This window comes from Nocardia coffeae (genome assembly GCF_019890715.1).
Lineage (GTDB): Bacteria > Actinomycetota > Actinomycetes > Mycobacteriales > Mycobacteriaceae > Nocardia > Nocardia jiangxiensis.
Map to the genome: position 1 here is coordinate 1,350,919 of NZ_JAINZY010000001.1, position 25,480 is coordinate 1,376,398.

The 25,480-nt window shown below is 66.2% G+C and carries 23 protein-coding genes, 1 tRNA gene and 1 other RNA gene; 11 read left to right on the forward strand and 14 right to left on the reverse strand.

The window, feature by feature from the left end; translation table 11 throughout:
- Nucleotides 1–100 precede the first annotated feature (100 nt).
- The gene (locus tag K7711_RS05745; RefSeq protein ID WP_222965453.1) at nucleotides 101–964 is read left to right on the forward strand and encodes an SDR family oxidoreductase; all 864 of its coding nucleotides are present in this window, start codon (nucleotides 101–103) and stop codon (nucleotides 962–964) included.
- Between the two features lie 16 nt (nucleotides 965–980).
- Here the strand turns inward: K7711_RS05745 and K7711_RS05750 are convergent, their stop codons facing one another.
- Nucleotides 981–1,712 carry an LppU/SCO3897 family protein gene (locus K7711_RS05750; RefSeq protein WP_222965455.1) on the reverse strand — a complete coding sequence of 244 codons (732 nt, stop codon included), beginning with the start codon at nucleotides 1,710–1,712 and terminating at the stop codon, nucleotides 981–983.
- Between the two features lie 290 nt (nucleotides 1,713–2,002).
- Here K7711_RS05750 and K7711_RS05755 point away from each other — a divergent pair, with 290 nt between their 5' ends.
- The gene (locus K7711_RS05755) at nucleotides 2,003–2,629 is read left to right on the forward strand and encodes a DUF8020 domain-containing protein (protein ID WP_222965457.1); all 627 of its coding nucleotides are present in this window, start codon (nucleotides 2,003–2,005) and stop codon (nucleotides 2,627–2,629) included.
- Between the two features lie 140 nt (nucleotides 2,630–2,769).
- Nucleotides 2,770–3,417: a hypothetical protein gene (locus K7711_RS05760; RefSeq protein WP_222965459.1), complete on the forward strand. Its 648-nt coding sequence runs from the start codon at nucleotides 2,770–2,772 to the stop codon at nucleotides 3,415–3,417.
- 136 nt (nucleotides 3,418–3,553) lie between these two features.
- Here K7711_RS05760 and K7711_RS05765 read toward each other — a convergent pair whose 3' ends face one another.
- From K7711_RS05765 to K7711_RS05800, 8 genes are all read right to left on the reverse strand, one after another.
- A complete protein-coding gene (locus K7711_RS05765; protein ID WP_222965461.1) occupies nucleotides 3,554–4,069 on the reverse strand; it encodes a flavin reductase family protein in 516 nt (171 codons plus the stop codon).
- An 86-nt stretch (nucleotides 4,070–4,155) separates the two neighbouring features.
- Nucleotides 4,156–5,376, reverse strand: a complete 1,221-nt coding sequence (locus K7711_RS05770) for an SfnB family sulfur acquisition oxidoreductase (protein WP_222965462.1) — start codon at nucleotides 5,374–5,376, stop codon at nucleotides 4,156–4,158.
- Entirely contained in the window at nucleotides 5,376–6,491 is a 1,116-nt protein-coding gene (sfnG, locus tag K7711_RS05775; RefSeq protein WP_222965464.1) for a dimethylsulfone monooxygenase SfnG, read from the reverse strand. The genes K7711_RS05770 and sfnG overlap by 1 nt, the downstream gene beginning before the upstream one ends.
- 335 nt (nucleotides 6,492–6,826) lie before the next feature.
- A complete protein-coding gene (locus tag K7711_RS05780) occupies nucleotides 6,827–8,200 on the reverse strand; it encodes a styrene monooxygenase/indole monooxygenase family protein (RefSeq protein WP_222965466.1) in 1,374 nt (457 codons plus the stop codon).
- Between the two features lie 142 nt (nucleotides 8,201–8,342).
- A complete protein-coding gene (locus K7711_RS05785) occupies nucleotides 8,343–9,776 on the reverse strand; it encodes an LLM class flavin-dependent oxidoreductase (protein ID WP_222965468.1) in 1,434 nt (477 codons plus the stop codon).
- Entirely contained in the window at nucleotides 9,773–10,993 is a 1,221-nt protein-coding gene (locus tag K7711_RS05790; protein WP_222965470.1) for an acyl-CoA dehydrogenase family protein, read from the reverse strand. Before K7711_RS05790 ends, K7711_RS05785 begins: the two co-directional genes overlap by 4 nt.
- Nucleotides 10,994–11,118: 125 nt before the next feature.
- Nucleotides 11,119–11,826, reverse strand: coding sequence for a DUF8020 domain-containing protein (locus K7711_RS05795; protein WP_222965472.1), 708 nt, complete (start codon nucleotides 11,824–11,826; stop codon nucleotides 11,119–11,121).
- A 256-nt stretch (nucleotides 11,827–12,082) separates the two neighbouring features.
- The gene (locus tag K7711_RS05800) at nucleotides 12,083–12,787 is read right to left on the reverse strand and encodes a DUF8020 domain-containing protein (RefSeq protein WP_222965474.1); all 705 of its coding nucleotides are present in this window, start codon (nucleotides 12,785–12,787) and stop codon (nucleotides 12,083–12,085) included.
- A gap of 280 nt (nucleotides 12,788–13,067) precedes the next feature.
- On the opposite strand from K7711_RS05800, the gene K7711_RS05805 reads away from it, so the two are divergent.
- On the forward strand, nucleotides 13,068–14,219 hold the full coding sequence (locus K7711_RS05805; RefSeq protein WP_222965476.1) for an LLM class flavin-dependent oxidoreductase: 1,152 nt from the start codon (nucleotides 13,068–13,070) through the stop codon (nucleotides 14,217–14,219).
- A 529-nt stretch (nucleotides 14,220–14,748) separates the two neighbouring features.
- Nucleotides 14,749–15,507 (forward strand): hypothetical protein, encoded by a 759-nt coding sequence (locus K7711_RS05810; protein WP_222965478.1) that lies wholly within the window; start codon nucleotides 14,749–14,751, stop codon nucleotides 15,505–15,507.
- A gap of 3 nt (nucleotides 15,508–15,510) precedes the next feature.
- Here K7711_RS05810 and K7711_RS05815 read toward each other — a convergent pair whose 3' ends face one another.
- Complete coding sequence (locus K7711_RS05815) at nucleotides 15,511–16,089, reverse strand: HhH-GPD-type base excision DNA repair protein (RefSeq protein WP_222965480.1); 579 nt, start codon at nucleotides 16,087–16,089, stop codon at nucleotides 15,511–15,513.
- A 133-nt stretch (nucleotides 16,090–16,222) separates the two neighbouring features.
- Here K7711_RS05815 and K7711_RS05820 point away from each other — a divergent pair, with 133 nt between their 5' ends.
- A complete protein-coding gene (locus K7711_RS05820) occupies nucleotides 16,223–17,044 on the forward strand; it encodes a methyltransferase domain-containing protein (RefSeq protein ID WP_222966736.1) in 822 nt (273 codons plus the stop codon).
- Nucleotides 17,045–17,246: 202 nt separating this feature from the next.
- Here the strand turns inward: K7711_RS05820 and K7711_RS05825 are convergent, their stop codons facing one another.
- Both K7711_RS05825 and ffs read right to left on the reverse strand, forming a co-directional pair.
- Nucleotides 17,247–18,524, reverse strand: a complete 1,278-nt coding sequence (locus tag K7711_RS05825; RefSeq protein WP_222965482.1) for an aspartate aminotransferase type Ic — start codon at nucleotides 18,522–18,524, stop codon at nucleotides 17,247–17,249.
- A gap of 134 nt (nucleotides 18,525–18,658) precedes the next feature.
- An RNA gene (gene ffs, locus K7711_RS05830) (signal recognition particle sRNA small type) lies at nucleotides 18,659–18,753 on the reverse strand.
- A gap of 138 nt (nucleotides 18,754–18,891) precedes the next feature.
- Between ffs and K7711_RS05835 the strand changes: the two genes are divergently transcribed.
- A complete protein-coding gene (locus K7711_RS05835) occupies nucleotides 18,892–19,896 on the forward strand; it encodes a hypothetical protein (RefSeq protein ID WP_222965484.1) in 1,005 nt (334 codons plus the stop codon).
- A 64-nt stretch (nucleotides 19,897–19,960) separates the two neighbouring features.
- Nucleotides 19,961–20,048: transfer RNA gene (locus tag K7711_RS05840), tRNA-Ser, on the forward strand.
- Between the two features lie 177 nt (nucleotides 20,049–20,225).
- Here K7711_RS05840 and K7711_RS05845 read toward each other — a convergent pair.
- Entirely contained in the window at nucleotides 20,226–21,635 is a 1,410-nt protein-coding gene (locus K7711_RS05845; protein WP_222965486.1) for a WS/DGAT domain-containing protein, read from the reverse strand.
- A 120-nt stretch (nucleotides 21,636–21,755) separates the two neighbouring features.
- On the opposite strand from K7711_RS05845, the gene qcrB reads away from it, so the two are divergent.
- Nucleotides 21,756–23,399, forward strand: a complete 1,644-nt coding sequence (qcrB, locus tag K7711_RS05850; RefSeq protein ID WP_222965488.1) for a cytochrome bc1 complex cytochrome b subunit — start codon at nucleotides 21,756–21,758, stop codon at nucleotides 23,397–23,399.
- 65 nt (nucleotides 23,400–23,464) lie between these two features.
- Here the strand turns inward: qcrB and K7711_RS05855 are convergent, their stop codons facing one another.
- The gene (locus K7711_RS05855; protein WP_040817468.1) at nucleotides 23,465–23,674 is read right to left on the reverse strand and encodes a DUF397 domain-containing protein; all 210 of its coding nucleotides are present in this window, start codon (nucleotides 23,672–23,674) and stop codon (nucleotides 23,465–23,467) included.
- A 397-nt stretch (nucleotides 23,675–24,071) separates the two neighbouring features.
- On the opposite strand from K7711_RS05855, the gene K7711_RS05860 reads away from it, so the two are divergent.
- Both K7711_RS05860 and gluQRS read left to right on the forward strand, forming a co-directional pair.
- Nucleotides 24,072–24,542, forward strand: a complete 471-nt coding sequence (locus K7711_RS05860) for a DUF309 domain-containing protein (RefSeq protein WP_222965490.1) — start codon at nucleotides 24,072–24,074, stop codon at nucleotides 24,540–24,542.
- Nucleotides 24,543–24,544: 2 nt separating this feature from the next.
- A complete protein-coding gene (gene gluQRS, locus K7711_RS05865; protein WP_222965492.1) occupies nucleotides 24,545–25,465 on the forward strand; it encodes a tRNA glutamyl-Q(34) synthetase GluQRS in 921 nt (306 codons plus the stop codon).
- Nucleotides 25,466–25,480: the final 15 nt, after the last annotated feature.

Genomic DNA, 25,480 nt, shown 5'->3' on the forward strand with positions numbered 1-25,480 from the left:
CCAAGGGGCATAATTTTCTATGTACACTGTTGTTCGCAATGAGCTAGCGTGAACTCCTTCGCAGAACCACGCTGTTCGGACAAGCCGGAGGGAGTCCGTCATGAAAGACCTGAACGGCCGCCTGTGCCTGATCACCGGCGCGGCCAGCGGCATCGGGCGCGCGACCGCCGTGGCGGCGGCGCGGCGGGGGATGCGCCTGTTCCTCACCGATATCGCCGAGGACGGGCTGAACGAGACGGTCGCGCAGATTCGCGCCGCGGGCGGCGAGGTACTCGACGCGCAGGCCCTGGACATCGCCGACTACGAGGCGGTGCGGGCCTGGGCCGAGCGGATCCACGAGCGGTATCCGAGCCTGGACGTCGTGATGAACATCGCGGGCATCGCCATCTGGGGCACCGTGGAGAACCTCGAGCACCAGCACTGGAAGTCCGTGGTCGAGGTCAATCTGATGGGCCCGATCCACGTCATCGAGAACTTCCTGCCGCCGATGGTGCGCGCCGGGCACGGCGGACATCTGGTCAACGTGTCCTCGGCCGCTGGGCTGCTCGCCCTGCCCTGGCACGCGGCCTACAGCGCCAGCAAATTCGGCCTACGCGGCATCTCCGAGGTGCTGCGATTCGATCTGGAGCGGCATCACATCGGGGTGAGCCTGGTCGTCCCGGGCGCGGTGCGCACACCACTGGTCGGCACGGTGCGGGTGGTCGGCGTCGACCGGGACGACCCTCGGGTCAAGCGGCTGACCGGAGTGTTCGAAGGACATGCCGCGAGCCCGGAACGGGTGGCCGAGCGGATCCTGTCCGGCGTCGAGCACAACCGCTATCTGGTGCACACCTCGGCGGATATCCGGATCGGCTACTGGTTCGCCCGCAAATTCGCCCTGCCGTACGAGATCGCGATGCGGCTGGCCAACCGGCAGTTCAGCCGGTTGCTCGATGCTCAGCGGCGAACTCCGGTGTCGCACTGAACAATTCGCGGGTGAATCACATCTGGGCCAGGCAGACGACGAACTTGCGCTGCTTGTAGACCACGCCGTGGTTCGCGTCGGTGCAGGTGTTCACATCCGCGGTATTGCGGTTGATCGCCTGCACCCGCATCGTCCCCGGGGCCGCGTCGGTGCAGTCGGCCGGAGTCGCGGTATTGCCCGAGACCGCCATGCAGCGACCGACCTCCCAGTCGGTGTCCAGGCAGAGCGTGTCCTTCGCGCCGCCGGGCAGCGTCTGGGACACCGAACGATCCGAATCGGTCGGGCACTGCCCGCCCGAACTCGCCTTGCTGTTCACCCGATAGTTGGAATTCGAACTGCCACAAGAGGTTTTGGTCAGCGAACCGTCCGAGCCGACCCCGGCCACACAGTCGCCCGCGCTGACCGGGTCCACGGCGTCGCGCTGATTCGCGCCGTTGTTGGTCGGCGGCGCGGAGGTCGGCGTCGGCGCGGCCGAGGAGGCGGCGGCCAGCGGCGGCAGCGGCGCGATGGTGGACTTGGCCGTGCCCGGCGTCTTGGCGACGGCCGTCTTCGACGCGTGCGACGCCTTGGTCGTGGTGGTGGTGGCCGCGGTCGTCGGCACCGAGGTCTGTGAGGCGCTGGCGTCGGCGGCGTTCACGTGATGGCCGCCCACCGACAGTGCAGCGAAGATCAGGCACGCCATCGCCAATCCGGAAGCGATTACGAAGCCCACCAGGATGATTCCGGCGTGGACACGACGACGCGGCACGAAACCGTCCTCCAGAGCTGTAACACTTCGAACCCGTATCGCGAGATTCCAAGTTTGAACACACGTGTTTTGCGATCACACAGTGCATACACCACCTACGATGGCCTGCGCGAATTGTGAAGTTGCATATTTTTACTCAGAACCCGCATGCACCTTTACATATAACAATTGAATAACGATGCCGAACGGCCTCTCGTGTATAGCCATGTCTGCCAACAAGCTTCGGACCCGGTACAGTCATTCGCCGTCCGGCTGCACATGCCGGCGGTAGGCTCCGATAGGAAATCTGTATGAAGTTCGGCAAGTTCGCCGCAACCGCGTTTCTCGCGGTTGCGACGGTGGGCATCGCCGCGGGGACCGCGACCGCGAGCCCATCGGTACCCCATTCCCCCGCAGTGGCCAAACAGACCACCGCCTCCGGTGTCGATCACGGCGTCGCTTATCACTCGGTCCTGTCGGACCTGTCGCACAAGCTGACCACCGACGTCGACAAGGGCCGCTTCGAGCTGGCCGCCAACGGCACCGAGGTCGATCTGAAGAACACTGACGGCACCGCCCTCGCCAAGGTGCCGCTGGCGTTCCGGATCAACGGCGGCACAGTGCATCTCGCGCAGCAGATCAGCTCGGACGGCCACCGGCTCGTGCTGGAGCCCAAGGCCCCGAGCGCCAAGGACGTCGGCGAGATGCAGCCGGTCAGCTCGATGGCCCGGCTGATGGCCGAGGTCAACAAGAACATCGTCGGCATGGTGATCGGCGGCGTGATCGGCGGCCTGATCGGCGCCGTGTGCGGCTTCTTCTTCCTGAGCTGGCTCACCGGGCCCGTCGGCCTGCTGATCGGCGCGATCGGCGGCGGATACGCCATGGGCGGGCAGCCGTTCATGGACGCGTTCACCGCGGTGCTGTCCGGCAAGCCCTGACCTCACCCCACGAGCCCGCGATCTCGACACGAGGTCGCGGGCTCTGTGCTGGGACGTTGCGCGCCCGAATATTTCGTGGCTCAATGCGAAGGGGCGGCCCCTACCGGTCGCCTGTCCGCATCGACCTGAGGGTTGCGCTGATGACCGGGCACGGGCACGACTGGATCCCCACCGCGGATCCGGCGATGGTCGAACTGCGGGATCCGTTGTCGCAGCGGGCAGTCGGGATCGTCCGCCCCGACGAGGCCGAACTGCCCGGGGATTTCCTGATCGAGCTGGAAACCCTGGTGTTCCAGTGGGAGGACACCACCACGCAGGCTTCGGCCGACGCCTATCTCGCGCTGCGTGGCGCACAGGAGCGGATCACCATCCTGCGCGGGTTGAGCTGGCTGTGCGCCCTGTGGGCGGTGGTCTGCGAAACCAGGCTCGGCAAATCTGCAGACAACATTATTCGCGATCTGGACTACCGCGGCGGTCGGCGCGTCATCCGCAACGCCGACCAGGCACGTCTCTGGGAAAGCCTCACGCAGCGAGTGCGTCTGGGCGCCCTCGCGGCGTTGACCGAGGATCCCCGGGCGGTCGCGGCCTACCGTGTGGCCTGCACCGAACCTGCCGGCATCGCCGCGGACCTGATCCGGCACACCCTCATTCACCTCGACGGATTCAGTCAGGACATGCAGCGGCACGGCCTGAGTGCGCGGGGACTCGCGGCCGGCGTCGTCACCAATACCCGGGCGGATGCGGGACCGCGCGAACGCCTGTGTTTCCGGCCGGCGCATTCGTTCTGATCCGGCCGCACGAGACGGAATTCCCTACCACACGCCGGTTTACAGTTCCCGAGAAAACAATTTCCCACCTGTGGGCATGCGCCCGCACACGTGATCGATCTCACCGCCGACACGAAGGCCGACACGCCAGGTCAGCTCACCCGGCGGCGCGCAATTCCTCGGTGTGCAGGCGCCGGTATCGACTGTCGTGGAAGACCAGCGGATCGACATCGGCGCGGGTGGCCAGACGCTGGATGTGCACCAGCACAACCTGGTGATCCCCCGCCGGCACCTGCGCGTGCACGGTGCCCTCGATCCACGCGGACGCGCCCTCGACGAATACCGCATGCCCCGTCCCGCGATGCAGCCCCACTCCCGCGAACCGATCACCCGTGCGGGACCCGAACGACCGCGCCGCAGCCTGCTGATCGGTGCCCAGCAGACTCAGCCCCAGATGACTGGCCTGCGACAACAGCGGCCACGTCGAGGAGCTGTTCTGCACACAGAACGACACCAGCGGCGGATCGAGCGATACCGGCACGAACGTACTCACCGCCAATCCGTAACGCGCACCGTCGATTTCGGCACACACCGTGACCACGCCACTGGGGAATGCTGCGAAGGCGCTGCGCAAACCGGCGGCGTCGGCGGGAATCTCCTGCAGTTCGGACATGGGGTACCTCTCTGAACGAAAAACTCGCGGCTGCGGTTCGCCTTTCGGGCGCCGCAAACCCCGCCGGAGCGAAGCGGAGGCCATAGTTACAGCACTCCGTGTGAGGGCGGCGGGGTGTCGTGCAACAGCGCGCGGCCCAGGTGCTGGTATTTCCAGCGCACCGGGTCGTGCAACGTGTGGGTGCGGGCGTTGCGCCAGAAGTGGTCCAGATTGAGATCCAATGCGGCACTGCGGGTTCCGCTGACCTCGAACAGTGCGGCAGACACCTCGGTCGCGGCGCGGTCGGCGAGGATCTTGGCCGCCGCGACCGCGAGCGAGGCCCGCGCGACGACGTCCTGTCCCGGATCCGGACTCGCGGTGGCGGCATCCACGGCCAGTCCGGCCGCGGTCAGCGTCGCCTCGGCAGCGGTCACCGACACGGCCAGCTCACCGATGCGTTGAATCACCAGCGGATCATCGATGGCGCGTTCGACCTGCGCCTCGAACCACGGACGGCTGCGGGTGCGCACGAATTCGGTTGCGGCGCTCAAGGCTCCGCGCGCGATACCGGTATCGATGGCCACGTGCAGCAACTGCGCGAACGCCCCGTATCCGGTCGGCGCACGCACCGCCGCGTCCCGCGCGACCAGCTGCTCGGCCTGCACCCGCACCCCGTCGAATCGCACCGTGCCACTTCCGGTCGTGCGCTGCCCCAACGCATTCCAGTCGTCGACGATCTCGACTCCGGGGCTGCTCGCGGGCAGGAAGGCCACGTACTCCCCCGGCCCCAGTCCGGTACGTTTCCCGGGATCCTCCAGCCGGGCCAGCACCGCGAGAATTCCCGCGAAAGGTGAACCGGTGCAGTAATACTTGGTTCCATCGACGCGCAGTTCCGGCCCGTCCGGACGCAGCGTGGTCGCCACCTCCGCAACCGTCGCGCCACCACGCTCGGACTGGGCGTTGGCTATCTGCGCGCCATCGAGCACCTGCGCGAAATAGCGCTGCTGCTGTTCCGGCGGTCCGGCCAGCCGCAGCAAATTCAGGTAGACGAAATGGCTGTGCGGAATCTGCGCGATATTCGGGTCCGCGACCGCGAGAGTCCGGACCACCTCGGCCAATTCACTCGGCAGCAGATCCGCACCGCCGAACGCGGCGGGCACGGTGACGGCCAGTAATCCACTGGCCGCCAACCGCTCCACCTCGCCATAGGGCAACTGCCGCAGGCGATCCCGCTCGGCAGCGGTGACGGCGAACTCCGCCGCCAGATCCCGCGCCACCTGCCGGGCGTGCCCGGCGGAGGTGATGCGTTGTGCTGCTGTGGCGGTCATCAGCCCGCCACAGCCGCCGGACGGCGCTGCGCCTCGAGTTCGCGCACCAGCGGCAGCACCCGCTGCCCGAAGTACTCGATCTCCTCCTGGAAGTGCAGGAATCCACCCAGAATCAGATCGACGCCGCGATCGCGGTAGGCCACGATCCGCTCGGCGATCTGCTCCGGCGTACCGATCAGCCCGGTCCGGAAACCGTCGTTGTACTGCACCAGATCCTCGAAGGTGGAATCGGCCCACATACCCTTGCGGTCCCCGGTCGAGGCCCCGGCCTGCTGCACCGCGTCCCGGAAACCCTCCACCGCGGGCTTGTTCGCCTTGGCGATGATCTCGCGCAGGGTGTCGTGGGCTTCCTTCTCGGTGTCGCGGGCGATGATGAATCCGTTGAGCCCGAACTTCACCTCGCGATCGTGCGCACGCGCCACGTTGCGCAGATCGTCCAATTGTTCGGTGACACCGTCGAAATCCTTGCCGTTGGAGAAGTACCAGTCGGCGAAACGTCCGCCGTTGCGGCGGGCAGCGCTCGAGTTACCACCTTGGAACAGTTCGGGATTCGGCCGCTCCGGGGTGTTCAGCGGTTTGGGCTTGAGCGTGAAATCGCGAATCCGGTAGAAGTCGCCGCCGTAATCCACCGCGTCCTCGGTCCAGATCTTGCGAATCACTTCGAGGAATTCCGCACTGCGCCGGTACCGTTCGTCGTGTTCGAGCCACGGCTCGCCCAGCGCCTTGAACTCTCCGGCGAACCAGCCCGAGACCACGTTGATCGCGAATCGCCCGTTGGACAGGTGATCCGCCGTCGCGCCGAATTTCGCCAGCACCGCCGGATGCCACAGCCCCGGATGTATTGCGGCGATGACCTTCAGCCGTTCGGTCGCCCCCAGCAGCGCGAGGCTGAACGAGGTCGACTCGTGCTGGAATTCCGCGCCGTAGGAGGCGGTGTAGCGCACCTGGGACAGCGCGTACTCGAAACCGTTGTTCTCCGCGGTGCGGGCCAGCTTCTTGTTGTACTCGAAATCCCACGACGTGCGCTGCTCGATATCACTGGTGACCAGCCCGCCACTGACATTGGGCACCCAGTAGGCGAATCGAGTCTGCTCGGCAATCTTTTCGGTACTCACTCCTGCTCCCAGTGGTGTCGGCCGGATCCTGCGCCCTCGTTGACCGGGCACCTCACGTGCCCTTCACTTCAGCACCGCGAGCTACCCGGCACGAGGTTTTGAATCAGCAGTATTTTTGGCAGTATTTTTGGCCTCCGCTTCGCTCCGGCGGGGTCGGGGCCCCCGAAGGGCCGATTCTTCCCTCCCTCCGCTCCCCCGCTTCGCTCCTCCGCTCCGCTCAGTCCAGAACCGACCCGGGCCCCGACCTTTGGGGTTGGCGTTACCAAGGTGGGCGGAACCGGGTGAACTGCGGTGTTTTGGAATAGATCGCGGAAGGTGTTGCGGAGTTGAGTGCGCTAGACCTGGACCGCTGCCGCGCTGTACTGCGAACGCTCGAAGCGGCCCGCCGGGGCGAACTTGGCCAGGACCTCGTCGGCCTTGGCGCCGGTGACCTGCTCGATGTAGGCGTCGGCCGCGGCCACCGAGTCGATGTCGAGGAAGGGTTGCGGGCGGTGCAGCAGGGAGACCAGTGCGGAGGCGAACTTCTCGTCCACCGCGGCGGCGGGGAAGAAGCGGTTGCTGATGTCGGCGAGTTCCGGATCGCTCAGGAACAGCCGGGTCGCCTTCGCCGCCGCGTCCGAGCGCAAGCGCAGGAAGTCCTCGTACTGCGTCTCGAGCCAGGCCCGATCGAATGCACCCTCGTGGGCCGCCGCGGCCGCGACCAGGCGCTGTGCCTGGATCAGTCCGCTCTGCGCACCCTGTCCGGCGACCGGGTCGTACGCGACGGCGGTATCGCCGATCGCGACCACCAGATGTCCGTTCGCCGTCGCGCCGACGGCCTTGCGGACCACCGGGCGCACCGCACCCTTCAGCCAGGACTTGGGATCCTCCTCGATCACCCGGGTGGACAGCACCTCGGGCAGATCCCAGTCGATGTAGTCGCGGTAGATCTCCTTGACGATCTTGTGCGCCGAGGCGGCGGAATCGGCTGCGCCGAAACGCTTGTCCCAGTCACTGCCGGGCCGGGCCCAGCCCAGGAAGGCCCACGACGGACCCACATCCTTGTGCAGATACGGCCCCCACCACGCCTCACCCTGCTCGGCGAAGATCGAGAACAGGCTGTGCGCACCGCCCGCCGTGCTGCGGTGGGCGAAAACCTCGGGGCCGTAACCCAATCCGGTGAGGGTGACGGTCAGCAGCTTGCGCTGCGGCTCGGCGTACACGGTGCGGTCGGTATCGATCGCGAACAGATCCGACAGACCGCCGCGCCCGGTGGCGACCAGGGTCAGATCGTTGTCGGCCGCGATCGCGTCCAGCTTCTCCGGGGTCACCTCCGCCACGACGAATCGCCCGCCGCGCTCCTGGAACGCGGTCAGCCGCTCGTCGGCCTTGAGCCGGGTGTCCACCGCGATGCCGACGAAACCGTCGAAAGTGCCGTCGAATCCGATCAATTCGGCATTCTCCGGTCCGGCGAAACGCACACTGAGCCCGGTGTGATTGGGGGCGCGGTCGGCGTAGGTGTCCAGGCCCAGGGCGGCCTCGGCCGCCTGGGCCTCGCCGAAGCCCAGGGCGGTGCCGGTGGCGGGGACGTCATCGCGCAGGCTCCGCTGATCGCGATCGCTGTGGATGGTGACCTGGAAACCCGCGTCCAACAGGCCCAGCGCGGCGGTGACGCCGGTCTGCCCGGCCCCGATGATTGCTGCGGTTCGAGACGAATTGTGTTCAGTCATAAGGAAATTCTGCAATCGAGCCGGTGGGCGGCAGAGTGTTGTAATCACCGAGAACCAATCTGTGGAACCCGTTTCCTTCATTCTCGGTCACCACGAAAAGGCCCGAATTGTGAAATCCTCAATTTCACAATTCGGGCCGGACTCAGGACTGTGCGCCGACCGACAGATCCGGACGTCGCACCGATGCCCGATAGGCGGTGGATCCGTTGCCGCCCAGACGATAACGCGCGCCACGATGCTCCTGCGGCAGCCGATCACCCGCACCGAACAACGCATTGCGCAACGTGCCCGGCACATACTCCGTGGGATAGGCGCCGCGTTCGGTCAGCACCGGAATCACATGTTGCACAACGTCTTCGAAACTTCCCGGGGTAATCGCATAGGCGAGGTTGAACCCGTCCACATCGGTCTGGTCGACCCACTCCTGCAACCGGTCCGCCACCGACTCGCCCGATCCCACGAAGACCGGCCCCATCCCGCCGATACCGGCCCAGCGCGCGATATCACGCACCGTCCATTCGCGGCCGTCGTCGTCGAACTCCTGGAAGGCCGACACCGCAGACTGGATGGCATTGCTGTGCACCTGGCCGATCGGATCGTCCAGATCGTATTCGGACAGATCTATCCCCATCCATCCCGACATGAACACCAGCCCGCCCTCGACGCTCGCGTACTCCAGGTATTCCCGGTGCTTACGTTCGGCGGCCTCCTCGGTGGCATCGGTGATGATGGTGGCCAGCGCGTAGATCCGCGCCGAGTACGGATCGCGCCCGGCCTCCCGCAACGCCTCCCGAATGCGCGATACCGTCTGCCCCAGAACGCGTTTCGACGGCGCGGCGACGAAGATCGCCTCGGCGTTCTCCGCGGCGAACCGGGTACCGCGCGCCGAGGCGCCGGCCTGATAGATCACCGGCGTGCGCTGCGGCGAGGGCTCGGACAGGTGGATTCCCGGAACCGTGTAATGCGTCCCGTAGTGCCCGATGTGGTGCACCTTGTCGGGATCCACGTAGATCCCGGCGTCGGCGTCGCGCACCACCGCGTCCTCCTCCCAGGAACCCTCCCACAGCTTGTAGAGCACCTCGAGGTATTCGTCGGCCCGGTCGTAACGATCGTCGTGGTCGAGTTGATCCGCCTCGCCGAAATTCCTTGCGGCCGAGGGCAGATAGCCGGTCACCACATTCCAGCCCAGCCGTCCGCCGGTGAGATGATCCAGCGTGGACAGCCGCCGGGCGAACGGATACGGATGTTCGAAACCGGTCCCGGTCGTGATGCCGAAGCCGAGATGCGTTGTGACAGCGGCCATCGCCGAGACCAGCAGCAGCGGATCGGACAGCGGGATCTGCGCGCCCTGACGCAGCGCGGCGGTGTCGTCACCGCCGTACACGTCGTAGGTGCCCAGGACGTCGGCGATGAAGATGCCGTCGAATCGCCCGCGCTCGAGCAGTTTCGCCAGCTCGGTCCAGTAGCTCAGTTCGGTGTACCGATGCGACTGATCCTTCGGATGACGCCACAGCCCCGGGGATTGGTGCGCAACGCAATTCATGTCGAAGGCGTTGAGCCGGATCCGCCGGGTCACTTGCCGGACTCCTGCGGCCCCCGCGCGCCCGCACTCCAGGCGAACGGCAGTGCTGTGCCGTTGAGCAGGTGATCGCCGATGGCGCGGGCCTTCTGGATCGCCGGATTGTGCACTGAGATGGTCCGGGCGTTGCGCCAGTGCCGATCCAGCCGCAGTCGCTCGGACACGATGGACGCACCGCCGACCTCGAACAGCCTGGTGGTGGCCGCGAGCACGATATCGATCACGCCCAGTTGCGCCTGTGCGGACGCGAGTTCCAGTGCGACCAGGGCGTTCTCATCGCTCGCGCCCGAATCCAGCACCTCGTCCAGACGGTCTGCGACGGCCAGCACGGTGGCGCGCGCGGTGAACGCCGCGGCGGAGAGCTGACCGATCACCTGCTGCACCAGCGGATCCTCGCGCGGCAGATCCGCGGCGGCGTGGGTGTACGTGCGCGTGCGTTCGGTCACCCAGGTGCGCACGTCGAGTTCGGCGCGCTGGGCGATACCCGCCAGCACCGCGAGCTGCACCAGTTGCAGATAGGCGGTGGCGTAGGTCGCCCCGGGCCCGCCGTATCCCGGTCCGAGAATCCGGTCCTCGGCCACCGCGACGTTCTCGAATTCGGTTGTGCCGCTGGCGGTCAGCCGCTGGCCGAAACCGTCCCAGTCGTCGTGCTGCCGCACCCCCTCGGCCCCGGCGTCGACGAGTATCGATACCCGCTCACCGGCCTTGTCCGCCGCCACCAGGATGTGATCGGCGTACAGCGACCCCGTGCTGTAGTACTTGACGCCGTTCAACCGCCAGCCCGACCCGTCCGGGGTCAGTGCGGTCCGATACCGATCGACCGCGCCCACACCGGGTTCGGTGATCGCGTTGCCGACCAGCGTCCCGTCCGCCACCGCCCGCAACCACTGCCGGCTCGCGGCGGACGGCTGGGCCAGCAGCTGATCTTCCACGAAGGAGAAGTGCACCCGAAGTGCCTGCGGCAGATTGGATTCCGCTGCGGCCAGATCGATCAGCAAGCCGAACAGCTGACGCGCGCTCGCACCGTAGCCGCCGAATTCGACGGGCACTCGCAGCGCACCGAACTTCACCTCGCGCAGCCAGCCCACCTCCTCGTACGGCAGGCGGCGGTCGATCTCGCGCTGCAGCGCTCCGGCCGCGATCCGGTCGAAGACGGGCGCGAAGATCTCGGTGAGCTCGCGATCGGTGGTGGGGCGTGAGGCGGTGGAGGTCATATCCGAACGATCGCCCGAACCCGGATTTCGCTCACGGTTTAGGCGCAGCGGGATCGAAACACCACCGCTGCGAACGCCGCAGGGCCCCGCCCGGCGATTCCGGACGGGGCCCTGCGGATTCGAAATTACTTGGCCGGGGTGAACGGCGCGTTGATCGTCTGGAAGTACTGCACCGCAGCCGCGATCGCGACCGGGGCGGTGACCAGCAGCTGACCCGCCAGGGTGCCCAGGGCGCCGACGGCGATGATGCCACCGAAGCAACCGATCACCGCTGCGGGCAGGAACGCACCGAACAGACCGACGATCGCGGCCGCGGACACGGTCGCACCCGCGATACCGCCGAGCACGCAGCCCACGGCTCCACCGGTCAGACCGCCGACCAGGGTGCCGACGGTGGCACCGGTGGCGATGGTGTCCTTCATACGGTTCCAGGCCGCCTGCTCACGGTCGTACGGGGTCTTCCACGGCGCGGTGTTCTGGTACGGCAGATCGACCGGCTTGTAGACCGCGTGCTGCATGTCGAACTGCGGGGTCAGGGTGGCGGTGTGATCCGCGATGTTCGCCGCGATCGGGAACTCGAACTCATCGACGCGGAACTTCAGTTCCGTTCCGGCAACGGTCTTTCCGTTGGCAGCCTTGATCTTGAAGACGCCGTTCTCGACGTCCATCGAACCGGCATCGGTCTTCACGATCGAAGCGGTCGGAGTCGTCCACGCCTTGTAGTTGATCGCTTCCGGCGCGCTCTGCGACGGTGCAGCGTTGGCAGCCCCGGCGGTAACGCCGAGGGCGGTTGTCACGAGAGCCGCGACCACCGCGAACTTCCTCATCTTCACTTTGATATTTCCCTCATCATCAAGCAACAGGACTGAGGCGCTGCAACGCCTCGGCATTCGGGCAAATCCACCTATTCGGACGAACCCACCCGGCACGGAATCCGTGAGTCAGCCACGCACAGGCCCACTCCGGACCCGTTCCCATCCGGGTCTGCATTCCCGGGTGGGAGCGGTGTCCCCCCGGTGCGATAGCACCGGGTCCGATTCACCGATCGTGTCGTCGTTGCGCTCGACGGCGACGCGATAACGGCGAACGTTACTTTGCCGGAGTGAACGGCGCGTTGATCGTTGTGAAATATTGAATGGCCGCGGCAACTGCCACCGGCGCGGTCACCAGCAATTGTCCGGCGAGAGTGCCCAGCGCACCGACGGCGATGATGCCACCGAGGCAGCCGACAGCAGCGGCCGGAATGAACGCACCGAAAAGACCCACGATCGCCGCAGCCGCCACGGTCGCACCCGCGATTCCGCCGAGCAAGCAACCCACGGCCCCGCCGGTCAGACCGCCGACCAGGGTGCCGATGGTGGCGCCGGCACTGATGGTGCTGGTCAACCGGTTCCACGCCGCCAGCTCACGGTCGTACGGAGTCTTGAACGGCGCGGTGTTCTGATACGGCAGATCCACCGGCTTGTACACCGCGTGCTGCAGATCGAACTGCGGAGTCAGCGTCGCGGTCCGACCGGCGATATCCGCGGCGATCGGAAAGACGAAATCATCTACGCGGAAAGACAATTGGGTTCCGGCCAAGGTCTTGCCATTGGCAGCCTTGATCGCGAATACGCCGTCGTGCACATCCAGCGATCCGGCATCGGTGGAGATGATCGTCGAATTCTCGGTGGTGGTCGCCTTGTAGTCGACCACGCCGTCGGATCCGCCGGACGTGGCCGAAGCCACGCCGGACGATAATCCCAGCGTCGTGATGACCAGAGCCGCGACCACCGCGGCCTTGTTGATTTTCATGGTGTTTCCCTCATCATCGAATCGCGACGCCGTGTGGCGGTGGCCACATCCATGACGGGCGTCGCGAGATATCGGCGGAGTTCGCCGAAGAACAGCCGCTCGCACGCACTGCGAACGACTGGCTGCAAGCCTGAAACAACTGCCGGTGTTCGAACCAGGTTAAGAAACACCCAGATTCCAACCGGTGACTCCCGAACCCGCCCCGCGCAGTATCGGATGTTGGATCGCCGACCGTTCGGCGTCGACCGCCCGTGCTCCATCCTGAAAGGGTTGCGCTCGAATGAGCTTGAATTTCCACTGGTTCCTGCCCACCTACGGCGATTCCCGCAACCTGGTCGCGGGCGGTCACGGCACCGCCATGTCGGGCGATCGGCCCGCGTCGCTGCGCTATCTCAATCAGATCGCCGGGGCCGCGGAGGAAAACGGTTTCGAGGCGGTGCTCACCCCGACCGGGGCCTGGTGCGAGGACGCCTGGCTCACCACGGCCATGCTGGTGGAGACGACCGAGACGCTGAAATTCCTGGTCGCCTTCCGTCCCGGCGTGGTCAGCCCGACCCTGGCCGCGCAGATGGCCGGAACCTTCCAGCGTCACTCGCGCGGGCGGCTGCTGCTCAACGTCGTCACCGGCGGTGAACCGCACGAACAGCAGGCATACGGCGACTTCCTGGACAAGGAACAGCGTTACGAGCGCACCGGGGAATTCCTGCACATCGTGCGCGAGCTGTGGGGCGCTCGCGAGCCGATCAGCTTCGAGGGCAAACACCTCCAGGTCCGCAACGCGCTGCTCAACAACCATCCGGACCCGATCCCGCCGGTGTTCTTCGGTGGCTCGTCGGCGCCCGCGGGCCCGATCGCCGCGCAGTACGCGGACACCTATCTGACCTGGGGTGAGCCGCTGTTCGCGGTGAGCAAGAAACTCGAGTGGATCCGTCGCCTGGCGGTGGACCACGGCCGCAAACTCGACTACGGCCTACGCATTCACGTCATCTCCCGGGACACCTCCGAACAGGCCTGGGCCGAGGCGGACCGGTTGCTCGAGGCGGTCGATCCCGCGGATATCGAACGCGTCCAAGCGAATCTGGCCAAGAGCGAGTCCGAGGGACAGCGCCGGATGCTGGATCTGCACGGCGGTGCCACCGACCGGCTGGAGATCGCGCCGAACCTGTGGGCCGGCGTCGGGCTGGTGCGCGGCGGAGCCGGCACCGCACTGGTCGGATCGCACGAAGAGGTCGCCGAGCGGCTGATCGAATATTCGCGCCTGGGGATCACGCAGTTCATCCTCTCGGGTTATCCCCATGTGGAGGAGGCGTACTGGTTCGGCGAAGGTGTGCTGCCGATCCTGGAGCGCCGCGGTCTGTGGAAGCACCCCACACGCCGGGTGCGTCCCGTGGCGACCACCCCGTTCGCCACGGCGGCGGCCAGCAGCAGCTGAGTCGCGCACGGATATCACAGCGGCGGCCGTCCCATCCCGGGCGGCCGCCGCTGTCGTATCCGCGGCTCGCGGGATAGGTGAGTTCATGACACGATACCGCATATCCGATGCCATTCTCAGAATTGGGAACATTCGAATTCGGTAGCATGTCGATAAACGACTTCGCCGAGCCGTGAATACTGTCTGCTCGATCACAAGAATTCGAATTCAGCAGCAGTTGCGTCGCCCGGGCCGACCATGTTCGGCAACCTGCGGGCAGGCGAAATTCGTTGATCTTCAACGTGATTCAACCCAGTCACCAGCAAATCCACACATTCCGAAACGAAAAGATTTTACTGTGCGCGGAGTCTCTCTGGGATTCGAACCACGTTGCCTCGGCAGGAGAACCGAACTACCGTGAACGAGGCAATGGCCGCCGTCGCTCATTGTCACGAACCATTGAGATGAACACGCATCGCACCATTCACGAGATGGCATATCGCACCACTGGATCGCGATATCCGCGCTGCGGAAAATTACGACTGGAACAATGACCTCTTCGACACCCTGGCATGTTCACGACGACTCGGAAAACCTCCCCGCGCCGCCGATCCGGCACACCCGCCTTGTGACACAACGAATTTCGACCGTCCGCGCCGACAAAGGCTATGTGGCCGCGGCCGTCGCGGCGGCGCTCACCCTCATCCTGATGTTCCAGCCGTGGCTGACCGCCTCGGGTCCGAACGGACGGCTACGTTCGGATGCGCTCGGCCGAATCGACGGCGCGACAAGGGGTTACACCGATTGGCTGACGACCGGCTACACCCAGCCCAGCATCAGCGGCGTCTGGGCTGTCCTGGCCGCACTCGCGGCGGTGGTGACCATCTCCGCCGTCCTGATGTACCTGCGCATCCGCACCGACGCACTGTCCTATCTGGTACTCGGCGCATCCCTGGCCACCGCGATGTTCGTCCTGGCCGACCTGCTCTACCTCAGCGGCAAGGCTCCCGAACTACGCTCTATGGTCCAGGGCAACAACGGATTCGGCGACGGCCTCGGCAGCCTGCTGGGCATGTTCCTGGGCAACGGCACCTCCCGATACGGCACCCATCAGGTGGCCAGCGCGGGCCTGGACCCCGCGGCAATGCTCTGCGGCGCAGCCGCATTCGGCGGCGCGGTAGCCGCGATCGCCTCGGGCGCACGCAAACACACCTGGTACACGATGCGGCTGGTGGCGCCGCGGCCGCGAGCGGCCGCACTGCCCGCACCCGAGGTGCGCAACGAGCGCACCGTCATCACGGTCGGCTGACGCTCACGCCTTCTTCTTCGCGGCCGCCTTCTGTTCCTTCTTGAAGGCCCGCACCTCGAGCAACGTCTCCCCGTCCACGATGTCGGCCGCCGACCGCCGCGAATTCTTCTCCGAATACGCCCCGGCGGCCTTCTCCCACCCGCTCGGCCGCACCCCGAGCTGTTTACCCAGCAGCGCGAGGAAGATCCGGGCCTTCTGATCGCCGTACCCGGGCAGATCCTTCAACCGGCGCAGCACCTCCGCGCCGTTCGGATCTGCCTGGGTCCAGATCCGTTCGGTATGCCCGTCGTAGTTCTCGATGACGTACCGAGCCAGATCCTGCGCCCGCCGCGCCATCGACCGCCCGTACCGGTGAATCGCGGGCGGCGTGGCCGCCAACTCCTCGAACTCCGCCGGATCGGCCTGCGCGATCTTGTGAATGTCGAATCCACCCATCCGCTCGGCGAGCTTGCGCGGCCCGCGAAACGCGTGTTCCAGCGGATACTGCTGGTCGAGCATCATGCCGACCAACAGCGCGAACGGATCCGCCGAGAGAAGCTGATCCGCTTCGGGTTCCTGTGCGAGACACAGCTGAGGGGCCATCAGGCCATTATGACGCCTCCGAAATCGAAACCGGCGAGTAGCCGGGTGCGCCGCGTAGGCTCGGCGCATGCCTGACACTCTGGTGATACCCCCCACAGTGGACAAGGCGCCGAAAGACAGAACGGCAAGTTATATGGCGCCCACACACAGCACCACGCATTCCGCCCGTCGCCCGGATCGATTCGATCGCGAGGGGCACGATCAACTCATCGACGTCCGCGATCTACAGGCCGCCCTGCCCGGTATCGCGCGGCTGCGCTCGTGGGCCCACGAGGCCCTGGCCCTGCAGCCTGGCGAGAGCGCGGTCGACATCGGTTCCGGCACCGGTTCGGAGGTCCTGGCCTTCGCCGAGGCGGTCGGCCCGGACGGCAACGCCGTCGGCGTCGAACCCGACCCGAATCTGCTCGCCGCCGCGGAACGCAGTGCCGCCGAGTCGAGCTCGCACGCGCGATTCGTCACCGGCGACGCGTACGGCCTGCCCTTCGGCGCGGGATCGTTCGACGTGGCCCTGTGCGAACGCGTCTTCCAGCACCTGACCGCACCCACGCGCGCGACCGCCGAGATCGCCCGGGTACTGCGCCCCGGCGGCCGGGTCGTGGTGACCGACAGCGATTGGGGCACCGCGATCGTGCATCCGGGCGACCGGAAGGTGGTGCACGAGGTGATCGAGACGCTGATCGGCAACACCACCAACCCGTTCGCCGGACGTCGCCTGCACGGACAGTTGCAGCAGGCCGGGCTGATCGTCGACGAGGTCGGCTCGCATGCACTGGTGCAGGACGCCGGGATCGGCGCGGGTGCGCTGGTCGCGCGGATCTCCGCGATGGCCGTGGCACGCGGCGTGATCACCGAACAGCAGCGCGAGCAGTTGCTGGCGGATCTGCAGGCGGGCGCGGAGTCCGGTGACATCCACCTGTCGGTGACCATGTTCGCGGTGCTGGCCCACAAACGCTGAGTCTTTGGCCTCCGCTTCGCTCCGGCGGGTTCGCGGCCCCTGAGTCTCGTCGTTCGGCCCCGTGTCGGGCACTCGTTCCTCGCACCCGCCACGCGTCCGAACGACGAGACGGGCCGCGAACTTTGGCGTTGGCGTTGTATCGGGTATCGGAACGGGGTAGCGAGTACCGGTCTTCGGTCTCACTACCCCGTTCGCCTCGGATCTACAGCAGTTTCTCCGTGGCGGCGAGCAGCACGCAGGTGGCCAGGCCGTCCATCGCCTTCTCCAGATCACCCAGCGGCGGGAAGCTCGGCGCGATGCGAATGTTCTTGTCGTCCGGGTCTTTTCCGTACGGGAAGGCCGAACCCGCCGGGGTGAGCGCGATTCCGGCGGCCTTCGCCAGCGCGACGACCCGCGCGGCGGTGCCCTCGAGCACGTCGAGGCTGATGAAGTAGCCGCCCTTGGGCTCGGTCCACGACGCGATCTTCGACGCGCCCAGACGATCCTCCAGAATCCGCAGCACCAGAGCAAATTTCGGCTCCAGGATCGCGCGGTGCTTCTGCATGTGCGCGCGCACGCCGTCGGCGTCGCCGAAGAACCTCACGTGCCGCAGCTGGTTGATCTTGTCCGGGCCGATGCTCTTCTTCCCGGCGTGTTTCAGGTACCAGTCCAGGTTGGCGGTCGAGCCGCCCAGGAAGCTCACCCCGCTACCGGCGAAGGTGATCTTCGAGGTGGAGGCGAATACGTAGGGGCGGTTGGGGTTTCCGGCCGCGGCGGCCAGGCCCAGCACATCCAGCGAGGGTTCGGTGGTGTCGGTCAGTGGGTGCACCGCGTACGCGTTGTCCCAGAAAAGCCGGAAGTCCGGCGCCGCTGGCATCGAAACCAGTTCCCGGACAACCTCTTCGGAGAAGGTGACACCGGTCGGGTTGGCGTAGTTCGGCACCGCCCACAGGCCCTTGATCTGCGGGTCGGCGGCCACCAGCTCGGCGATGGCGTGCACGTCCGGGCCGTCGGGGCCGATCGCGATCGGGATCATCTCCACACCGAGCGCCTGCGTCATCGCGAAGTGCCGGTCGTATCCCGGGCTCGGGCACAGGAATTTGACCACCGGCTCGTCCACCCAGCGGCGCTGCGAATCGGCGGTGCCGTACAGCAGGGCGAAGGTCAGCACGTCGTGCATCAGCTCGAGGCTGGAGTTGTTTCCGGCCAGCAGATTGGCCACCGGAATGCCCAGCAGATCACCGAAGATCGCACGCAACTCCGGAAGTCCTTGCTGGCCACCGTAATTGCGCAGGTCGGTCCCGGCGGCATCGCGAAATTCGTTGCCGGGCAGGGCGAGCAGGTCCAGCGACAGGTCGAGCTGCTCCGGCGAGGGCTTACCGCGGGTGAGATCCAGTGTCAGCTTCTCGGTCTCGAGCTTCGCGTAGTTCGCGGTCTGCGTCTCGTGTTCGGACACGAGTTCCGCATGGCTCATCAAACCGATCTGCGTTTGCCGGGGCATCACTCAACAGCCTTTCCAAGCAGCGTGGGGATTGTTCTCGGACGCGGCCCGCGCCGGTCCAGCAGTCCACGTTACTAGGGTTTGCTACGGGGAGTGCGCCATATCGGGGCCTCGTTGGACCGGACCGGCGAGTAATAAGGGGACCCCGCGCACCCGGCAGAGCCCGTTGACCCTTGCTGCCTTCCGGCCCTGGGGGAGTTCACAGGATGCGCGCCGCGCGGGATCCGTTGGCCAGTGTAGCGGTCCGCCGGGATTCGGTCCGCATGCGCCCCCGCCAAACGCGGGAGACGCGGGAGCGGTGGAGTCGCTACGATCTGTCCGACGTTCCGAGGGGGCTTCGGCTACCACACCCGGAGGGAAGGAAAATATGACGGACAACACTCCGCCACAGGACGAGCCGCCCAACGACTCCAATCAATGGTGGTCCACACCGGCCAGCACCGGTTCGAGCACACCGCTCACCGGCACCGACCCGACCATCATGGGCGGCAGCCAGGGCTACGGCGCCTCGGGTTACACCCAGCAGCCGTACAACCCGCAGGCGTACAACCCGCAGCCCTACGCCCAGTCGGCGTCGCAGCCGACCGCGATCCCGCAGCCGCCTTCGCAGCCGACGCCGCAACCCGTCGCCCAGCCGCAGATGGGCTACACCGGGCAGCAGCAACAGCCGCAGTTCACCGGCGGCTATCCGCAGCAGCCGTCCTTCGCGCCGCGTCCGCCGCAGAAGAGCAATGCCGCGCTGTGGGTCATCGGCGGTGTGGTGGGTCTGGTGGTCGTCATCGGTGTCGTCATCGGCATCGTGGCCGTGGCCGGCGGCGACGACAGCTCCAACTCGGTCCTCGGCAAGAACAAGGTCGACGGCGACTACAGCATGTCCAGCGTCACCAACGCGTGCAGCCTGGTCGACCTGACGGTGCTGAGCAAGTGGGCGCCCACGGCCAAACCCAACCCGACGCACACCGAGCGCGCACCCGACAGCAGCATCGGCGGCGGTTCGCTGGATTGCGACGGCTCGTACGAGGGCGCGGGCAAGTACAGCACCGACAGCTCCCAGCTGTCCCTGGACGTCGAGTTCCAGAGCAAGTACGGCTCGCCCGACTACAACATGTGGAAGGACACCGACACCAAGACCACCGGCAGCGGTCGCAGCTCGGGTGACATCACCGGTATCGGTCAGCAGGCCTACTACGCGATCGAGCAGCGGAACTACTCCAGTTTCAACGTGCTCAACTACACCTGCGCGGCGATGGACTCCAACGTCTCGGTGAAGATCGAGCTGCGCATCGACGCCGACAGCGCCCCCAGCACGGAGGACGCCGGAACCACCTGCAAGGACCAGCTCAAGAAGGTCCTCACGGGCCTGCACAAATGACTCCGAACCCCCTCCGACAGGCCGGTTTGGTGCGCCGAGGGGGTCAACCGGTATATTGCTGACCGGAGGATTCGCCTAGTGGCCTATGGCGCTCGCCTGGAACGCGGGTTGGGTTAACGCCCTCAGGGGTTCAAATCCCCTATCCTCCGCCAGGAACTCCCTGGTCGGAAGCCGTACGTCGGCATCCGACCAGGGAGTTTTCCCATTCACTGGGCTCTTTTCCCATTCACGAGGCTGGGGGTCGCGTCCCGCGCCGCTTTCTACACGGCCGGTGTGACTACCGCGCGCGGTGTGGACGGATCCTGCGCATCGGACGCTCCGGCTGCGAATCAAGAGCGCAGGGCCGCCACGGTCTCGGTGAGGGCGGTGTCGAGGAGGGCAGTGTAGGTGTCGATGTCCGGGATGACGTCGGGGTCGGCGTGGATCGAGACGGTTACCGTGTTGCCGAGGCCGTGGATGCCGTGAGTCAGGTGCATCACCGTCCCCAGGGCGGGGAATCCGGCGGTCCAGCGGACGGGGGCGGTGGCGAAGGTCAGGTCGGCGGGGCCGCGGTTGACGCTGGAGATGACGGTGTGGCCGGAGAGGGCTTCGGGGGTGAGGTCGAGGGGGTATCCGGCGATGTCGCGGCGCAGTACGGGGGCGGGGATCACCTCGGTGACCGCGTTGCGGGCGGTCATGAGGGGGTGCAGGGCGCGAGTTCGGCGGGCGGCGAGGTCGGCTGCGATGCGGTCGGCGCGGCGGTGGGGGTCGGGTTCGTGCGCCGGCAGTTCGATGGCGAGGTCGACATAGTTGTTGCGCGGGTGGGTCCGACGTCGCCGGAAGGTGAGCCTCGTCGGCTGCGCGTCGGCCGCGGGCAGGGCCATCGAGACCTGCGCGCCGAGAAGCACATTCGGTTCGCCGTGGTCGGCCAGGTAGCGGGACAGGGCCTGGGATATCGCCGTTGCGGCCACCACGGTCACGGTGTGGCCGGGGACACGCAGATCCTCGCGGACGAGCATGCGGATCGCGTGGGAACTCGGCGCAGGCGGGTGGTTCATCCGGGTCAGCGGAAAATCTGTTGCAGGCGAGGGAATTTCGCCCTGATGGGTGAGCGCTTCGAGTTCCCGCCGGGCCCGTTCGGCACCCAGTCCGCGACTCACCGTGCGGGCCAACGCAACCGGCATCCCTAGCAGCGCAACGGCTTCCACCGGCCGGAGTACCACTCTGCACGCCGATCTGATCGGCGCAATGCTGGATTCCGCGACATCCAACTGCTGCCGAGCCGAGCCCGGTCCGGGGGCGTCACCCCACAGCGCCCGCGCGATCTCGGCCGAACGACGTCCGTCGGCCAGCGCGTGCGAAAGCTGAAGTACCGCAACCAGTGCGGGCACATCGCCACCCGGCGCATCTCGAATGCCGCGAAACAGGTGCAGGCGCCAGGGATGCTCGTCGGCTCGAACGCCATGTGACAGCATTTCCTCCACTGCCGCAATGACATTCGACCAGATCGGGGCACCCAGGACAGGTTCGGAGATCTGCGAGGCCGACACCGCACACGGCACCCACTCCGGATACGCGAACCGATGTTCCCGCAGCCGCACACACAGATCGGGGATGTTCGCGGCACGCCCCAGCACCTCGTCCGCCAACTGCTCGAACGAATGTCCGGCATCGGTGAAGCAGTACAGCAGGAACAGATCGTTGACCGTCCGGCGGGACAGCCAGTATCTCGTCGCATCCTGCGGCGCCAGCGAGTTCACCCGACGACGATATCCAAGTGCCGATTTCGGCCGAAAAAGCCCATCGATCTCGACATCCCGAAGTGCTACGCTCTGTAGTAGAAGCATAACCAATCTCTCTCCCGGGGCGGGGTGACTGCCATGGCAGTACGAGAAGGGCGCATCGGCCGAACACTCGCTGCGCAGGCCGATTCGGCGGATCAGCGATATCGGGCGGCGAATTTCGCGAAACGTTCCATCAACAAGGTCTTTCCGACGCACTGGTCGTTCCTGCTCGGCGAGATCGCGCTCTACAGCTTCATCATTCTGCTGCTGTCGGGCATCTATCTGACCCTGTTCTTCGACCCGTCGATGACCGAGGTGGTCTATCACGGCGCCTATCAGCCACTGCGCGGCGTCGCCATGTCACGCGCCTACGAATCGGCGCTCAACATCAGTTTCGACGTGCGCGGCGGATTGTTCGTGCGGCAGGTACACCATTGGGCCGCACTACTTTTCACCGCCTCGATGATCGTGCACCTGTGCCGCATCTTCTTCACCGGCGCGTTCCGCAAACCGCGCGAGGCCAATTGGGTGATCGGCGCACTGCTGCTGATCCTGGCCATGTTCGAGGGCTTCTTCGGCTATTCGCTGCCCGACGATCTGCTGTCCGGCACGGGCCTGCGCGCCGCGTTCGCGGGCATCACCATGAGCACCCCGGTGGTCGGAACCTGGTTGCACTGGTTGATGTTCGGCGGCGATTTCCCGGGCACGATCATCATTCCGCGTCTGTACATCGCGCACGTACTGCTGCTGCCCGGCATCATGCTAGCGCTCATCGCAGCCCACGTGGCGCTGGTCTGGTATCAGAAACACACCCAGTTCCCCGGACCCGCACGCACCGAACGCAATGTCGTCGGCGCGCGCATCGTCCCGGTGTTCGCCGCGGATCAGGGCGCGTTCTTCATGTTCACCCTCGGCATCGTCGCACTGATGGGCGGCATGCTGCAGATCAATCCGATCTGGAACATGGGGCCCTACAACCCGTCTCAGGTCTCGGCGGGCACCCAGCCGGATTTCTACATGATGTGGACCGACGGATTCCTGCGGCTGTTCCCGGCCTGGGAGATGTACCCGTTCGGGCACACCGTTCCGGGACCGTTCGCGGTCGCGGTGATGATGGGCGTGGTCTTCGGGCTGCTGATCGGCTATCCGTGGATCGAGAAACGCCTGAGCCGGGATCACGCGCGGCACAATCTGCTGCAACGTCCGCGCGACGTCCCGGTGCGCACCGCGATCGGCGCGATGGCGTTGACGTTCTATCTGGTCCTCACCCTCGCCTGCGTCAACGACATCATCGCCCTGAAATTCGACATTTCCCTCAACGCGACCACCTGGGCCTTCCGCATCGGCCTGCTGATCGCGCCGCCGCTGGCCTACCTGCTCGCCTACCGGATGTGCATCGCCCTGCAGCGCAGCGATCGCGCGGTGCTCGAGCACGGTATCGAGACCGGAATCGTGCGCCGGCTGCCGCACGGTGAATACATCGAGATCCATCAGCCGCTGGGCCCGGTCGACGAACACGGACATCCGATTCCGCTGGAATATCAGGGAGCGGCCATTCCGAAGAAAATGAACCGATTGGGTCTTTCCGGCAAACCGGGCCCGGGGAGCTTCCTGCGCGCCGACCCGCAGGTAGAGGCCGCACAACTGGAGGCGGCCGACCGCAATCGAGAACACGAGCAACTCGCGGTGCTGCGAAGCCGCATCGGTCCGCACTCCGGAAAGCCCGGGAACGGGGACTGATCCGCACACGCGAAGGCCCCGAGCCGCACGGCCCGGGGCCTGATGTGTCGATTACTATCGGCCGGTCAGGCTCGCCCCGACAGCCGATCCGTCACCCCCGCGACGAACGCATCCCATTCGCCGGGGGTGAACCCCAACACCGGACCGTGGCCGTGATCCTTGGTGTCCCGCAGGGCGACATTGCCGTCGCCGAGGAACGCCACCTCGACACAGTTTCCGTCGGGACCACTGTGTCTGCTCTTGAACCACACGGCATCGGTCGTATCAACCTTCACGGCACTTACTCCTTCACTGCTTCGAGCCTGAGAATTAGCTGATTTCATTCGTTCCGACAGCGGGATCACCTCGAAAAGACGGAAAACCCCGTTACTACGCCTGCGTGGCGCAGTCTGCACACTGCATGACTCGCGGTGCGTGTCCACTTTCCGCACCTTGCGGGGGCTCGCCCCCTTGAGCACACTAGCAGGTTTCCGCAATGTTGCGCTGGCCTCTTTTCGAATCCAACCATGCATATCTTCCCAGACCGGAACCATCATTATTGTTTGCGCAATTATAGCTAGCAAATATTTCTCGAGTCGGGCAAACATTATTAGGTACATAATTCGACGGACGTTCCGCCACGCCGATCCGCCCGGACCGGCACCCGCCGCCGGCACGGTGGATCATGGAGCCGTGGTGCGACGCGATCGAGACGATGCCGGACATGCCCGCAATGCCCGACCCCGCGACCGTTTCGGGCGCCCGCTACCGCTTGGCAGCCCCGGTGTCGAGCGGATTCCGGACGATCTCGAGCTGCCCCCGAACGAGACGCTGGACTACGCACAGCGACTCCTGGACGACGGTCTGGCCTTCAACGCACATGAGGTCCTGGAGGCCGCATGGAAGTCCGGACCGTTCGCCGAAAGGATGCTGTGGCAGGGACTGGCCCAATACGCGGTCGGGCTGACGCACATCCAGCGCGGAAATCCGAAGGGTGCGAGGACACTGCTCGAGCGGGCCGTGGGGCGGCTGGACGCCGCGGAGCCGTTGCCGTACGACGTCGACGGACCAGGTCTGCGCACCCATGCCGAGCGTCTGCTGACCGATCTGGCCGCCGGACGCGAGATTCCCGAGGATGACCTGATTCCTCGTCTACGGGGCTGAACATGGACGCACACCGCGGCGCGGGCCGATTCGCCCCGAGCCCCTCGGGCGATCTGCATCTGGGCAACCTGCGCACCGCACTGCTGGCCTGGCTGTTCGCCCGGTCCACCGGACGCGCCTTCGACATCCGGATCGAGGATCTGGACCGCGTACGCCCCGGCGCGGACGAACGTCAACTGGCCGATCTGGCCGCACTCGGCCTGGACTGGGACGGGCCGGTGGTCCGGCAGTCCGAGCGGCTCACGCTGCACCACGCCGCCATCGACCGCCTCACCGCGGCCGGGCTGACCTACGAATGTTATTGCACCCGAAGGGAAATCCAGCAGGCCGCAGCCGCGCCGCACGGTCCGATGGGCGCGTATCCGGGCACCTGCCGCGACCTGTCCGAGGCCGAACGCACCGCCCGGCGCGCCGGCGGGCGTCCCGCCGCACTGCGATTGCGCTCGCGGACAACCGAGTTCGAGATCGTCGACGGACTGCGCGGGCGGTATCGCGGCGTCGTGGACGATTTCGTCCTGCGCCGCGGCGACGACACCCCGGCCTACAACCTCGCGGTCGTGGTCGACGACGCCGATCAGGGTATCGATCAGGTGGTCCGCGGCGACGATCTGCTGCCCTCCACACCGCGCCAGGCCTATCTGGCCACTCTGCTCGGCGCGAATGTGCCACGGTACGCACACGTTCCACTGGTGCTCAATCAGGACGGCAAACGATTGGCCAAGCGTGACGGCGCGGTCACGCTTGCCGATCGGCGCGCGCTCGGCGAATCACCGCAACAGGTATTCGCACTGCTCGCGGACTCGCTGGGATTTCGGGCAAACCACCCGCACGAGTTGCTCGAGCAATTCGCGCCCGCCGTGTTGCCCACCACACCATGGATCCTCGCGTCTGGTGATGTGGTGGAACCGAGCCGGAATCCGTAACGTACGCCGAGTCCG